Origin of the sequence: Lentilactobacillus sp. TOM.63 (assembly GCF_030361045.1) — a bacterium.
In the GTDB taxonomy this organism is placed as follows: domain Bacteria; phylum Bacillota; class Bacilli; order Lactobacillales; family Lactobacillaceae; genus Lentilactobacillus; species Lentilactobacillus dabitei.
Window position 1 is genome coordinate 1 of the sequence record NZ_JAUCAP010000063.1, and the last position, 14,571, is coordinate 14,571.

The window sequence follows — 14,571 nt, forward strand, 5'->3', positions numbered from 1 at the left end:
AAAACAAAAAGAGCCCTAATCACAAAGTGATTAGAACTCGAATTTAGTTTCACCAACAACAGTTGACGAAGAGCCAAGAAAATTTGGTTAATTAAAACGGCTCGATAACCATAATGGTCATCAAACCGTTTTTTTGACGCTTAATATTTAATTAATCACCATTAAAAATCGAATTTTTAAGGATAACGTAATCAACTTTAGTAATGTCATTCAACTTGCGACCACCAGCATATGAAATGGATGACTGCAGGTCTTGCTGCATTTCGTTCAAGGTGTCGGCAATGTGACCACGGTATGGTACCAGCATTTGGCGACCTTCGACGTTTCGGTAGGCGCCTTTTTGGCGTTCTGAAGCAGATCCCCAGTATTGCTTGTACTTCTTGCCATCAATACTGATGAGGTTACCTGGTGTTTCTTCGTGACCAGCCAAAAGTGAGCCGATCATGACCATTGAAGCCCCGAAACGGATTGATTTAGCGATATCGCCGTTATAACGAATACCACCATCAGCGATCATTGGCTTTCTTGCAGCCTTTGAGCACAAACGCAGGGCGGCTAACTGCCAGCCGCCAGTACCAAAGCCGGTCTTCAGCTTAGTGATACATGCTTTACCAGGGCCGATACCAATCTTGGTGGCGTCAGCACCCGCGTTTTCAATTTCTCGAATGGCTTCTGGCGTTCCAAGATTTCCGGCAATCAAGAAACTATCCGGAAGTTGTTCCTTGATATAATGAATCATTTGAATGACGTAATCAGAATGACCGTGGGCAACATCAATCGTGATATACTCAGGCTTTTGGTTGTCAGCAACCAGCTGATCGATAAATTCATATTCCGCAGGTTTGATACCAACACTGATTGAGGCATAAAGATTTAGCGAATGCATTTTCTTAATAAATGGTTCCCGCTTTTCAGGTTGGAAGCGATGCATCACGTAGAAGTAGTCGTTTTGAGCCAACCAGATAGCAAGGTCGTCATTAATAACAGTTTCCATATTTGCAGGAACAACGGGGATCTTGAATGTCTTAGGACCAAACTTAACGGATGTGTCAGCCTCACTTCTACTCTTAATGATATTCTTGTTAGGGATAAGTTGAATGTCTTCGTAATCAAATACTTCCATGATTTACCTCCGAGGTTTTAGGACAGCTCTACAAAGCAGGCATCTGCGTATAAGCACTGGGTTACATAGATTAATGGTGCTCCGCAAAGCAGTAATCTGCGCGTAAGCACCTTCTCCAAAAATCCCAGAATCGGGGATTCCCGGAGAAGGAGACTTACACTCCGATTACTAACCGCTTTGCTACGCACACTACCACACTTTTTTAACAACATTAGTCTGCTCTCTGTCAGGGCCGACCGAGAAAGTTGCATAAGGAACACCGACTGCTTTTTGGACATGGTTCAAATAATTCTGGGCATTGGCTGGTAATTCATCAAATGTGTGACACTTGGTGATGTCTTCGTCCCAGCCAGGGAGTTCTTCATAAACGGGTTTGCAATTGTCGAGTTCCCGTAAAGTAGCGGGATAATGATCAATCTTTTGACCGTTTAATTCATAAGCAACACAGATTTTTAAAGTTTTAATGCCAGTTAAAACATCTAAACAGTTCAGAGCTAAATGGGTATAACCACTGACTCTGGCGGAATGTCTGAGAACCACACTGTCAAACCAGCCGATTCGACGAGGCCGTTTCGTCACAACACCGTATTCGTGGCCGACTTCTCGGATGTGATCGCCGGTTGCGTCCTTTAGTTCAGTTGGGAAGGGACCTTCGCCAACTCGTGATGTGTATGCTTTGCAGACGCCGATGACATTTTTGATCCGGTTAGGACCAATGCCAGTTCCGACGGCTGCGCCACCTGCGCTTGGGTTCGAAGAAGTGACAAACGGATAAGTCCCGTGGTCGACATCTAGCATGACACCCTGAGCACCTTCAAACAGCACGTTTTTATCATCATCTAATGCGTTGTTAATTACATAGGAAGCATCAATGACGTATGGACGGATCCGATCGGCGTATTCATTGTATTCATTAAAGATCGTATCGAAGTCCAACGGCTTAGCATCATAGATTTTTTCTAGCAATTCATTTTTGGCCTTGAGATTCCTGCGAAGTTTTTCTTCAAATGATTTTTTGTCAATTAAATCAGCAATTCGAATTCCGATTCGTTCGTATTTATCCATGTAGGCTGGGCCAATTCCCTTATTGGTTGTTCCAATCTTGGAATCTTTCTTTTGTTCCTGCAGGCCGTCGAATAGAATATGGTAGGGCATGATTACCTGTGCCCGGTTGGAAATCCGGAGGTTCTCAGTGCTGATACCATCTTTCTTCAAATTGTCCATTTCGTTGATCAAAGATTTGGGATTAACCACCACGCCGTTACCAATGACACTGTACTTTTCCTGGTCAAAAATGCCTGACGGGATCAGTTGCAAGTGGTAACTATGGCCGTTAAATACAATGGTGTGACCGGCATTATCGCCGCCTTGATAGCGAGCGATAATATCTGCACTTTGGCCGAAGAAATCGGTGATTTTACCCTTCCCTTCGTCGCCCCATTGACTTCCAACAATCACAATAGATGACATATGAACACCTCTATATTTTATTGCCAGGTCCGTACCCAGCATTTTTAATTCTACCAACATGGCAGTCATTAATCAACAAAAACGTTAATAATTTTAGGAGTTAAAACGATTAAAGTTCGACTTTAAATCCGGATACGAACATAACGTGAAGATTTCTTCCATAATATGGTCAAAACATGAACTATATGCTATCATTATGATGTTAATATTTAGTGGAAAGGAAACGACATGATAGATAGATATTCTTTACCAGAAATGAGCAAAATTTGGTCCCTGCATAATCAATATGACGCATGGCTTAAAGTAGAAATTGCGATTGATGAGGCTTGGGCTAAGCTAGGTAAGATCCCCGCTGAAGACGTTGAAAAGATTAAAAAGAATGCGAAGTTTGATGTCGATGGCATCGCTGAAATTGAGGCGGTCACCCATCACGATATTGTTGCCTTTACTCGAGATGTTTCAAAGTCACTTGGTCCGGAAAAGAAATGGGTCCATTATGGTGTCACCAGCACAGATGTTGTGGATACAGCTTATGGCGTTCGGATTAAGCAAGCCAACAAAATTATTAAGGAAGATATTGATCATTTTATCGATGTAATCGCTAAGCAAGCGAAGAAGTACAAGGATACGGTCATGATTGGCCGGACCCACGGTGTTCAAGCTGAGCCAACAACTTTTGGGCTGAAATTAGCCCGTTGGTACTCAGAAATGAATCGGAATAAGCGCCGGTTTGCAACTGCATCAAAAGAATTGGAAGCTGGCCAAATTTCTGGCGCCGTTGGAACTTTTGCCAATGTGCCACCGTTTGTTGAACAGTATGTGTGTGATTCACTTGGATTGCATGCTCAGGAAATTACCAGCCAGATTCTGCCGCGAGATTTGCATGCCGATTATATTTCAACCCTGGCATTGATTGCCACCAGCTTGGAAGAGTTTGCGACTGAAATCCGTGGTTTACAACGTTCTGAAATTCATGAAGTTGAAGAGCATTTTGATGCTGGTCAAAAGGGCTCTTCCGCAATGCCTCACAAGAAGAATCCAATTGGCTCAGAGAATATCTGCGGGTTGGCAAGGGTGGTTCGTGGGCACATGATTACCGCCTATGAAGATGTCCCATTGTGGCATGAACGAGATATTTCGCATTCATCCGCAGAACGAATCATTATTCCAGATACATTGATCTTGCTAGATTACATGCTCCATCGTTTCTCCCGAATTTTGGAACGATTAACCGTCTTCCCAGAACGAATGAAGAAAAACATGGGCTTAACGTATGGCTTGATTTATAGCCAACGTGTCATGTTGAAATTGATTGATTCAGGCATGACCCGAGAACAGGCATATGATTTAGTTCAACCACTGACCAAAAAATCATGGGATGAAGGTGTTCAATTCCGTGACTTGGTCGAAGCTGATAAGAAGATTACTGATGCCTTAAGCGAAGATCAAATTGCTGACGCCTTTGATTATCATTATCACATTCGTCATGTGGATGAGATATTTGCCCGAGTGGGATTGGAATAAATAAGTGAGCGGATCCAAGCGGTTAGCAACCGGAGCGTAAGCCGCCTCCGAGGGGAATTCCTGATTCTGGAATTTTTCTCGGAGGTGCTTACGTGCAGGTTGCTGCTTGGAGGAGCTGTCCTAAACCCCAGTCCAACTTCTTTCCAATCACAATAAAAAAAGTACAAGTTCCACAAGCCAGATTTTAAGCAATTGTTGGCTTGTGGAACTTTTTTTAAAAGAATTATTGACAATTCAGTTGAAAGGGCTTACATTAATTACGCAATCGTTTGCGTAATTTTTAAATACTGAATAGAGGAGTGATATTCTTTGGACAATTGGTGGAGGAATGCTGTTATTTATCAAGTATATCCTGCAAGCTTTCAAGATAGCGATGATGATGGCATCGGTGATTTAAAGGGAATTACGAGCAGGCTAGATTATATAAAAAAATTGGGGGTCGATATTGTTTGGTTAAGTCCAATATACGAATCACCGCAAGTTGATAATGGCTATGATATTTCTGATTATCAGGCAATTAATCCAACGTTTGGTGATATGGCGGACTTCGATGCATTACTTGCCAAGGCACATTCACTAGGCCTCAAAATTATGATGGATCTAGTGGTTAACCATACTTCGGATGAGCATAAATGGTTCCAAGAATCACGTAAGGGTAAAGATAATCCATATCGAGATTACTACATTTGGCGAGATGGAAAGAATGGTGAAAATCCAAATAACTGGGGATCCTTTTTTACGGGTCCAGCTTGGAAATATGATGAAGAAACTGATCAGTATTACCTGCATCTATTTGCCCCCCAACAGCCGGATCTAAATTGGGAAAATCCCAAGATGCGTCATTCAATTTATGACATGATGAACTGGTGGGCTGATAAAGGAGTCGACGGTTTTCGAATGGATGTCATCAATTATATTTCTAAGCCGAAGGGACTCCCTGATGGTAAAAAAGCTGATCACGAAAAGTATGCTAATCCTGAGCCGCTCGTTGCCAACGGTCATCGGATCCACGAATTCTTGCAGGAAATGCACCAAAATGTGATGAGTAAGCATGATTTGGTAACTGTCGGTGAAATGCCCGGTGTAAATGTAACTGAAGCTCGACAATATGCCAACTTCGATGACAAGGAACTTAACATGGTTTTTCAGTTTGAGCACATGGGGTTAGATGGCAGTGATAATCCAACGTTGGGTCGTTGGGGAGATCGTAAAGCATCTTTGAAAGATTTGCGGGCTAATCTAACCAAATGGCAGGAAGCGTTATCAGGAACAGCATGGAATTCGCTTTATTGGGATAATCATGATCAGCCGAGGGTGGTTTCTCGCTTTGGGGATGATTCGACTGAGGAGAATCGAGTGCTTAGTGCCAAAATGCTTGCAACCATGCTTCACATGCAACAAGGAACGCCTTATATCTTCGAAGGTGAAGAAATTGGAATGACTAACGCATATTTCAAGTCAATTGATGACTATGTTGATATTGACTCGATTAACGCCTATCAACAATTCGTTGAAGATGAACATCTCATTGATAGTAAATCAATGATCAAATATTTGGGACTTCATAGCCGAGATAATGCGAGAACACCAATGCAGTGGAGTTCGGGTAAAAATGCCGGCTTTTCAGCACATGATCCTTGGGAACACATGAATTCAAATTATAAAACGATCAATGTCGAACGAGCGCTCGCAGATCCCGATTCAGTCTTTTATTACTACCAAAAGTTAATTGAGTTGCGACACACGCTGCCGGTAATTACTGACGGTAAATATCAATTGGTTGCTGGCAATGAAAATGATGAGGAAGTCTATGCCTTCACACGGAAAAATACCGAGATGACCCTACTAGTTATTTTAAATGACACAGCACATGACTTAAATCGTCATTATGATGCTCCAAAAGATGCAAAATTATTAATTAGTAATTACGCGGATGACCTTGGTGATCACCTGCGTCCATTTGAGGCAAAAGTTTACTCTTATTAAAGTATGAACGTCCCTTAAAATCTAAATTGAGAAATATTGAATTATCTGTTAAATCCTTAGGGGGAATTAATATGTCAAAAGTTACCAACGTTTCACCAGAAGATTCTGCGCCTACGCCTGAGCAGGGTACTCTCGACAATCAAATGCCAACGTTACCGATGAGAACCATCTTTGCCATGACGTTTGGTTGTATTGGGGTGAACGTGGCATTTACATTGCAGGGCTCACAAATGAGTCGAATCACCCAGACCATTGGGGTTAATCCAAACAGCCTCGGTTTCTTCTTTCTATTACCACCATTGTTAGGGATGATTGTCCAGCCATTATTAGGAAAATATTCTGACCGGACTTGGACTCGCTGGGGTCGGCGAATTCCATACTTATTATTTGGAACACCGATTGCTGTGATCGTCATGATTATGTTGCCGTTTACCGGATCCTTTGGGTTTGGCTATGGTTCGTTATTAGCACTTTCATATGCAGCGATTGCCATTGCATTGATGGATTTGTTTAGTAATATCTGTTTGGCGCCCTACCGAATGCTTGCTGGTGACATGGTTAACAATGATCAGAAAAATTTGGTATGGTCGTGGCAGCAAATTTTCAGTTATGCAGGCGGAATTTTAGCCGCACTGTTACCTTATATTTTGACAATGTTTGGCATGTCAAATACCGCTGCCAAAGGAGAGGTACCAAAGACAGTTATCTGGGCTTACTTGATTGGTGCTGCAGTATTGTTAGTGACTAGTTTTGTAACAATTTTTAATGTTAAAGAATATGATCCCAAAACGCTGGCCAAATATCATGGAATTGATTTACAAAAACAGGCTGCCAAAACGCCTAGTCTTTGGAGCTTGGTCAAAACGGCTCCCCGCGCTTTCTGGGAACTTTCAATTGTCCAATTGTTCAGTTGGATCGGGATTATGTATACTTGGACCTATGCAACCGGCGCCATGGCTAATAATATTTGGCATACAAGTGACCCAGCTTCAGCAGGCTTTCAAGCTGCCGGTAATTGGTATGGGGTAATGACGGCGTTTTATAGTGTTGCCGCTCTGCTTTGGGGCTTTGTCTATGCGAAAACCAAGCCAACCCAACGAAAATTCTGGTATTCATTCGGACTATTTGCCGACGCAATTAGTATTATTATCACTGCAACTACCGGAAATAAATGGATTGCGCTTGCCGCATTTGCCTTATATGGCATTGGTAATTTCACCATTAATACATTGCCATTTACGTTATTAACATCGTCACTCGATGGTCAAAATGAGGGGGCTTATCTTGGTTTATTTAATATCGCAATTTGTTTACCACAAATTTTTGGCTCCTTGTTAAGTTTTCTGATTTTTCCAATGCTTGGAAATAGCCAATCAATGATGATGGTTATCGGCTTTGTTGCGATGGTTATCGGTGGCTTCTCCGTTTATATTGTTCACGAGGGTAAGTGAGCATGATATCACCACTCAACATAATTGCTATTCCATTTTACGAAAATTTGGGTAGAATTAATACTAAATGAATGAAAGGAGATCGTCGAATGGCAGCCACAATTAAAGATATCGCGAGAAAAATTGGGGTTGCCCCGTCGACGGTATCCCGAGTTCTCTCGAATAAACCGGGAGTTGGACCAGCAATGACTGAGAGAATTCGTAAGGTTGCTAAAGAACTAGGATATAAAAAGAACCGGGCAGCTGTGGAACTTGTTAAGCAGCGCAGCAATGTAATTGCCGCGGTTGTGAGTTCAGTTAAAACGAGCTTTTCAGGCCAAATTATTGATGGGATTCAAGCTGAAGCTGAGAAAAATGGTCTAAATTTGATCATTGTTTATTCTCATAGTGCTGATCCAGTTGAGCAGAAGAAGGCACTACTAACCGTGATTGAACGGCCAGTTAGGGGGATTTTGTTGTTATCGATCGCTCTTGCAGCTGATAATGTTGCGTTACTGCAAGAATCTCAAATTCCATTTTGCTTTCTGTCAATTAGTCTCGATGATCCTGCATTACCGTTTGTGAGTTCTGACGATTGGCAGATTGGCTACCAAACAACTCAATTTCTACTGAATAAAGGTCACCGGAAAATTGGATTGGCTGCAATTGACAAGTATCCTTATACCGGTCGCTTGCGGTTAGCTGGCTATCAGCAAGCACTCAAAGAGGCCGGTATTCTTCCACGGGATCAATGGGTTCAACTTGGCGATTATAGTTATGCGGCTGGGAAGCAAGCCATGGTAAACTACGGTGCTCATACAGAGTTAACAGCCATCATCGCTGGGAGTGATGCAGCTGGGGTTGGCCTTCTTAATCAAGCGCGAATTCTCGGATTGAAAGTGCCTGACGATATTTCAATTCTAAGCATTGATGGTACAGAGATGTGTGAAATGGTACAACCACAGCTGACCAGCATTTCCCAAGATTTTTACAAGATGGGCATTGAGGGGGTCAAATATCTCCAATCGATTGAAATGCATCCGGCCGCTAAAAAGATCCAACAGGAATATACACCAGTTCAAATTGTAGAACGCCAAAGTATCAACAATTTAACAAATAATTGAGCATTCCAAGCAATCGAGTGCCCAGCTGGGCTACAGATTAGGGCGAATGGGAATTTGGTCTCAGAATTCAAGTGAAAAACGGCAGTGCATTCTGATTTTGGAATGCATTGCCGCTTTTGCTTAATGATGGAGAACCGGTGCTTGTTGTAAACTTGATCATTATAAAATTCTGATCGGAGTTGACTTCACAAACAATTTACCGACTAATACTTAGACAGTTTTATTATTCAAAAGTGACCACTTAGTGGGGCTAACTTACCGGTTACCCAAAATAGCTATGCAAAGTGTCCAATAAATGGTCTAATAATACTTGTACCAGGAAGAGATGGTGTTCATGAAAGTTCGTGTGGAAATTGACGATGATCTGCAAAACAAGGAAATTGTCATTAGGACACCCAAATATGATGCCGAGGTTTCACAATTGGTGGATGTTCTTAATGCTCAGACTAGAGAAGTTCAATCGCTGGTTTTCTACAAAGGTGATAGTGAATATTACCTTGATCCGAGTGATATCTTGTTTTTTGAAACTGAGAATCGGCAAGTCCATGCCCATACGGTTGACGATGAATACGTGATCCATCACCGGCTATACGAACTGGAGATGATGCTGACTGGGGAGTTCATCAGAATTTCCAAGTCAGCAATCATCAATTTGCACAACATCCTTTCCTTGACACGCTCGGTAGCGGGTGTGGTGGTGAAGTTTCAAGATTCCAATAAGCAGGTTTATGTATCCAGACGGTATTACCGACCTTTGAAAGACCGACTGGAAAGGAGAGGGTAAGTGAAATGAATCGAATAAATCGACACCGGTGGATTGCTGGAATTGTTTTTCTAGCGGCCGCCATTGCATGGTTGGTTGTTGGGATGGGCTGGTTGAATTTCCACATTAGTATCTTCACGATCGTGATGACGATCATTCTGGCAATTATTCTGTTATCTTCATTAGTGGATCTCAACATTGCTGGGAGCGTTTTTTCACTGGCATTTCTAAGTATGTTATACGCGGCTCCACTTGGAATCACAAAAATGGTTCCTTGGTCGATTTTGGGCATTGCACTTTTGGTGACAATCGGATTGTCAATTATTTTTCACCCACATTATTACTGGCATCATGGCCGTGCATGGAAGCGGGCATCTGGGTGGGACTATGGTGATGATTGGGGCGATGAAACAATCAATTCATCGGAGCATTCCACTACCACGATTAATGCCTCGATGGGGGATACAGTTCGCTATATTGAATCGAATGATTTTAAATTGGCGACTATCCACGCCTCAATGTCGGGTGTTAAGGCGTATTTTGATAAGGCCGTCATTACCGGCGATGAAGCAACAATCAATGTGGACGGCTATATGTGTGGCATCAAGCTGTTTGTGCCGAAAGATTGGCAGATCGTTAATAATATTGATCCATATATGAGTAATATTGAAATTTTTAGTAGAGATTCACCGCATGACGGCCCAACTGTATATCTAACGGGGAAAGTCAGCCTGGGTGGTCTGCAAGTTTATTACATTTAGGATGTCAAACCATTAATATCTCAAAATTAAAGGGATCAAATGCACGCGAAAGAATTGGTAGACGCTTGCATTTGATCCTGATTTTGTTGGCAAAGCTAAAAATAATTGGCTGTGAGTGCCAATGCAAAATAAGTGGCTCACTTATTCCAAGTAACCTTCAAATCAATCATATAGAAAATAAACGGACTTCAGTATGCATCATCATATCAGGGGAAGCGGCTGGGAATCAATATGATGGGGATACAAGTGATTTCATTCTAAATTTCGCCATGTCTGCCGGTGTCCAAAAAGCGAATCGTATCGCCCACAATTTCATAAATTAGTAGCCAACTTCCCTTAATAAAGAGTGCTCGCTGGGGTTTGCGACTTTTGATAACGTGGTCGTCATATTTTTCGGCGACTGGCTGACCGTTAAGTAGCTGTTGCTCGATTTTACTAAAATCAGCTTTTGAATAGCGATTCGCGCGGACCATATTTTGATAATGTTTTTTGAAACGTGACTGATATTTGGGCTTGTATTTCATTGCTTTTCCTTCTCAAAAATGATTTGATGATGGTAAAATTAAACGTTATTTTACGATGGTCAACCCTTCAAAGTAGGTGAGCAGTTTGATAGGTAGAAAATTGATGGGTGGCTTCTTAATTGTTGTTCTAAATATCTCTGGGATTATTTTGCTAGTCGATCCAGTGGTGAGCTTCATTCACGGTCAGTTCGATTGGTTGACCATTATCGGAGTTGTCAGTGTCATTTTATTCCTTATGATCATAGATTGGCAATCAATTTTGGCGGTGAGGAGACATGATTGAAGGCTGGACAGTTCCAACATTCCTGTGGATATGTAGATTAGGACTGCTCCGCAAAGCAGAAAGCTACACATAAAAAACTCTGCCAAAAATTTCAGAACCGGGAATTTCTGGCAGAGGAGACTTATGCTCCGCTTTCTAACCGCTTTGCTCCGCACACTTACTTTTGCACACAACAAAAAAAGATAAGGCGGGGGAAGCCTTATCTTTAGTATCAATATTCTGAGGGGAATATGAATATGAAAAGCAACAAATTAATGGGGGGATTAATTTATCACTCATTATTGGGGGGTGAGAAGAAATAAACATTGTTTATCTCTTTCCATGCTTTTAATATACAGGACAAATATTACTAAAAAATGGCGAAATTATGATTTTTTTGTGAACTCACAAAAAGGAAGTGGAAAAGCCTGCTGTGTCGCGATATGTATTTTGGAAAAAAAGAACTGTGACAAATAAAATTCATTTTGTCGCAGTTCGCTGAATATGTTGTTCTTTTTACTTTTGTCTATTGGGTGAGAGACAAAATCAGTTCTTGAAGAAAAAGGATAAGACACGGGGATGCCTTATCTCAAAATACCTATATTATAGGGGAAGAATATGAATACTACAGTAACAAACTAAAGGGGGATTCAATTTGCTACCGATATGAAGTGATTCGCTCGCTTCATAACTTATACTTTCAGTATATCTGGGGTTTGTTGCTAAAGATTGAATAAATTGTGAAGAAAGTGTGAACTTTTAAATTTAAGGAAGAAAAAAGATAAGGCACGGGGATGCCTTATCTCAAGATACCTATATTCTAGGGGAAGAATATGAATACAAAAGTAATAAATTAAAGGGGGATTTAATCTATTGCTAACGTAAGTTATTAGTAAACTCACATTTCAAATACAACTATAATCGAAGAATGTGGTCAAAGATTGAACAAATTGTGAAGAAAGTGTGAACTTTAGTGGAAAGTACAAAAAGCAGTTCTTATTTCGCTGGTTGTAGTACAGTAAGGAGTGAAAGGAGGCGGTGAATTCCATGAGTTTTGCGGCAAGACGGTTGCTGAAACAATTTCGAGTGCAAAATTATAAACAGATAATTAGCCAAAGTTTCTTACACCCGAATCAAAAGCTTAATCTTTTCGATGAACCGCCAGCTGGAGCGATAATTGATCAATTTGACCACGGGCGGTTGGTGACACTTGATGTAGTCCCAGATTCGGCTAGTCAACTTTTATATTTCCATGGCGGGGCATTTCGAGTGCCAATGAATGAAGATCAGTTGACAATGATTCGTTCGATTGCAGAATTATCAGGTAGTCGACTGAAGATTGCGGATTTTCCTTTATTGCCAACGCATTCTGCGGCTGATATTTCGAAATTTGCAGCCACTGCTTTGCAGAAGGTGGCCGCCAACGAGTTGCCCATCTTTTTGATTGCTGATTCGGCTGGCGCTGTAATTGCGGCTCAATTGCTGTTTCAACACGCCAATCAGATTGCTGGGACCGTCCTGATCTCCCCATGGTTGGATTTGGATTTAAATGATTCGGAATTTGCTGATAGGGCAACTGAAGATGTCATGCTGGATTTTGACGTCCTCAAACAAATTGCGACGGAGTTCAAATTAGGCTTAGGAGGTCTGCATTGGATTGATCCTTATTTGCCGAGCAAGTCATTGACTGGTTCCCTGCAAATCTTTTACGGCGACAATGAATTGTTGGTTCCGAGCGATAAAAAATTTGTCGCTGCTTTAGAGGCAACGACAAATATAAAAGTCACTGTGACGAACTTTCGGGATGGTTTTCATGATTATGCGCTATGGGAAAACCTTCTTGAAACGAAGAAGACGAAAAAGCAAATTAGTTCCTTCATTAGAGATCAACGTGATGCTTAAGCTTTGGAAAGGCGTGGGTGTCCGACCACTTCATCATTGCCCCTTGAAAAATCAAGGCAAACGCGGTTCCAAAACCGATGGCGTAGATTTTGCCAGTTGAGAAATAGGAAACTGTGATGATAATGACTGGTGGAATGTAGCTGAGCCATTGTGACAAAATGGCGCTGCCGTGGATAAATTTGAAGCGAATAATGTATGCCAGGTCGTCATTTGGGTGCATGATGAGGTTTGCCCGCGAATACATTGAAACAGCCACGGCAACCCCAAACAAGCCAATGATGTCTAAAATAATTCGGGCCCAGAAATCCAAGCTGGGAACGCCGATTGAATCAAAAATAAATTGGGCGAACTGAACTAAGTAACTGAAGGGCAATGTAAATAGCAGGTTTGAAACAAATCGCCTGCGGTCAAATGAGCCAATGAGCAATTGATTGGCAATGGTGACAATAATTCCGTAGATGAATAAAGTATTACCAAGCGGGATGTTGACCCATTTAGATAAATTCACTGCAGATCCGGTCCAGACAGCGCTCCCAAGGTTACTTGAGATGGCAAGGGCGTTGCCAGCGGCGTTTATAATTATTGATAAGCAGAGATAATAGAAGCGTTGGTGGAAGTCCTGTAGTTTAGCCATTATGTATCTATTCTCCTTAAATGAACAATGAACTTCATTGTATAATATTTCATTTGCTTTGAAAATGATCAAGGTCAAATTCATTCTTAAAAATCGTTGAGCGTGTTAATATCTTAAGTAGAGGGGGCGGTCTTGTGCAACAACGAACAGCTTATTCGGAAGTCGAATTTGAAAAGCAAGTTGAAAATAATCGTCTATGGTTTAATCGCTTTCGGACAACCCGCTCATTTCAAAAATTAAATAAGCCAGAAAAAGCAGCTGCCTTTTATATTACCCAGGCATTCGTTGGTTTGGCTTATAAATATCAACTACGGAGTCCGAGGCGGTATACTGCAAAGTCTGTTACAGAAGTAGTTTCAGAATTATTTCCGCAAAGAATTGCGGCCACAAATGTTTTCTTCACATCGGTTATCCCAGTGTTGAAGCGATATATTGTCTTCTTAGGTGTCCAGCATAAGATTAGTAATACCAGTACACTGGTGAGGGCACTGGAGGCAATTAACGTGAGTGGCCTGCTGGATGGTCAGAAGAATGTATCTGAATGGGATCCCCACAAGCGAGTCGGGATGAAATACCTGATGGGCTACACAAGCGAAATCGATCCAAAGCAAGTAAAAGCCTACGAAGAAGATTATAACATGGGCGTCCCGTTGAGGTTCTGCTTTGACTTAAGTATCAATAGAACCCCAAAGAACATTATTATGCTAACTGAGAGTTTGAGGGAGAAGTTTGAACAGATATTGTATGAGAAAAATAAGTAAGCGTGCGGAGAAAAACGTTTTGGTGCGGTCGTATAAGGGCGCCTGAATTAAAATCCTGGTTTTGGATTTTGATTCAGGCGCCCTTATATGTTTAGCACCAGTTTTTCGGAGCACTACTCGGCTATATAGGGGAAATCGGGAATCCTGGTTTTGGGATTTAGATCAGGAGCCTCTTGGAAGTTAGTGTCAATTGCGTCGGAGCACGTTATTGCGATATAACGGCGGACAAAAAAATCCTGGTTTTGGATTTTGATTCAGGCGCCCTTATATGTTTAGCACCAGTTTTTCGGAGCACTACTCGGCTATA

General features: G+C 41.6%; 12 protein-coding genes. 8 read left to right on the plus strand and 4 right to left on the minus strand.

The features are described from left to right. Positions 1-151 precede the first annotated feature (151 nt). Positions 152-1,123 carry a GMP reductase gene (locus tag QUF07_RS10780; RefSeq protein ID WP_217341497.1) on the minus strand — a complete coding sequence of 324 codons (972 nt, stop codon included), beginning with the start codon at positions 1,121-1,123 and terminating at the stop codon, positions 152-154. Between the two features lie 189 nt (positions 1,124-1,312). Next, the gene (locus QUF07_RS10785) at positions 1,313-2,593 is read right to left on the minus strand and encodes an adenylosuccinate synthase (RefSeq protein ID WP_217165301.1); all 1,281 of its coding nucleotides are present in this window, start codon (positions 2,591-2,593) and stop codon (positions 1,313-1,315) included. A 228-nt stretch (positions 2,594-2,821) separates the two neighbouring features. Between QUF07_RS10785 and purB the strand changes: the two genes are divergently transcribed. From purB to QUF07_RS10815, 6 genes are all read left to right on the plus strand, one after another. Next, positions 2,822-4,117: an adenylosuccinate lyase gene (purB, locus tag QUF07_RS10790; RefSeq protein WP_217165299.1), complete on the plus strand. Its 1,296-nt coding sequence runs from the start codon at positions 2,822-2,824 to the stop codon at positions 4,115-4,117. Between the two features lie 309 nt (positions 4,118-4,426). Then, entirely contained in the window at positions 4,427-6,103 is a 1,677-nt protein-coding gene (locus tag QUF07_RS10795; RefSeq protein ID WP_289427415.1) for a glycoside hydrolase family 13 protein, read from the plus strand. A 143-nt stretch (positions 6,104-6,246) separates the two neighbouring features. Further along, complete coding sequence (locus QUF07_RS10800) at positions 6,247-7,554, plus strand: SLC45 family MFS transporter (protein ID WP_502879015.1); 1,308 nt, start codon at positions 6,247-6,249, stop codon at positions 7,552-7,554. An 89-nt stretch (positions 7,555-7,643) separates the two neighbouring features. Then, entirely contained in the window at positions 7,644-8,657 is a 1,014-nt protein-coding gene (locus QUF07_RS10805; protein WP_289427418.1) for a LacI family DNA-binding transcriptional regulator, read from the plus strand. A 334-nt stretch (positions 8,658-8,991) separates the two neighbouring features. Further along, complete coding sequence (locus tag QUF07_RS10810; protein ID WP_217165279.1) at positions 8,992-9,441, plus strand: LytTR family DNA-binding domain-containing protein; 450 nt, start codon at positions 8,992-8,994, stop codon at positions 9,439-9,441. Positions 9,442-9,446: 5 nt separating this feature from the next. Continuing rightward, on the plus strand, positions 9,447-10,181 hold the full coding sequence (locus QUF07_RS10815) for a LiaF transmembrane domain-containing protein (protein ID WP_217341501.1): 735 nt from the start codon (positions 9,447-9,449) through the stop codon (positions 10,179-10,181). Between the two features lie 257 nt (positions 10,182-10,438). Here the strand turns inward: QUF07_RS10815 and QUF07_RS10820 are convergent, their stop codons facing one another. Continuing rightward, complete coding sequence (locus QUF07_RS10820) at positions 10,439-10,705, minus strand: type II toxin-antitoxin system RelE/ParE family toxin (protein ID WP_217341502.1); 267 nt, start codon at positions 10,703-10,705, stop codon at positions 10,439-10,441. Between the two features lie 1,309 nt (positions 10,706-12,014). Here QUF07_RS10820 and QUF07_RS10825 point away from each other — a divergent pair. Continuing rightward, a complete protein-coding gene (locus tag QUF07_RS10825; protein WP_217165341.1) occupies positions 12,015-12,869 on the plus strand; it encodes an alpha/beta hydrolase in 855 nt (284 codons plus the stop codon). Here QUF07_RS10825 and QUF07_RS10830 read toward each other — a convergent pair. Beyond that, on the minus strand, positions 12,847-13,503 hold the full coding sequence (locus QUF07_RS10830) for a DUF6198 family protein (RefSeq protein ID WP_217165343.1): 657 nt from the start codon (positions 13,501-13,503) through the stop codon (positions 12,847-12,849). The genes QUF07_RS10825 and QUF07_RS10830 overlap by 23 nt on opposite strands. 134 nt (positions 13,504-13,637) lie before the next feature. Here QUF07_RS10830 and QUF07_RS10835 point away from each other — a divergent pair, with 134 nt between their 5' ends. Then, positions 13,638-14,264 carry a hypothetical protein gene (locus tag QUF07_RS10835; RefSeq protein WP_217165345.1) on the plus strand — a complete coding sequence of 209 codons (627 nt, stop codon included), beginning with the start codon at positions 13,638-13,640 and terminating at the stop codon, positions 14,262-14,264. Positions 14,265-14,571: the final 307 nt, after the last annotated feature.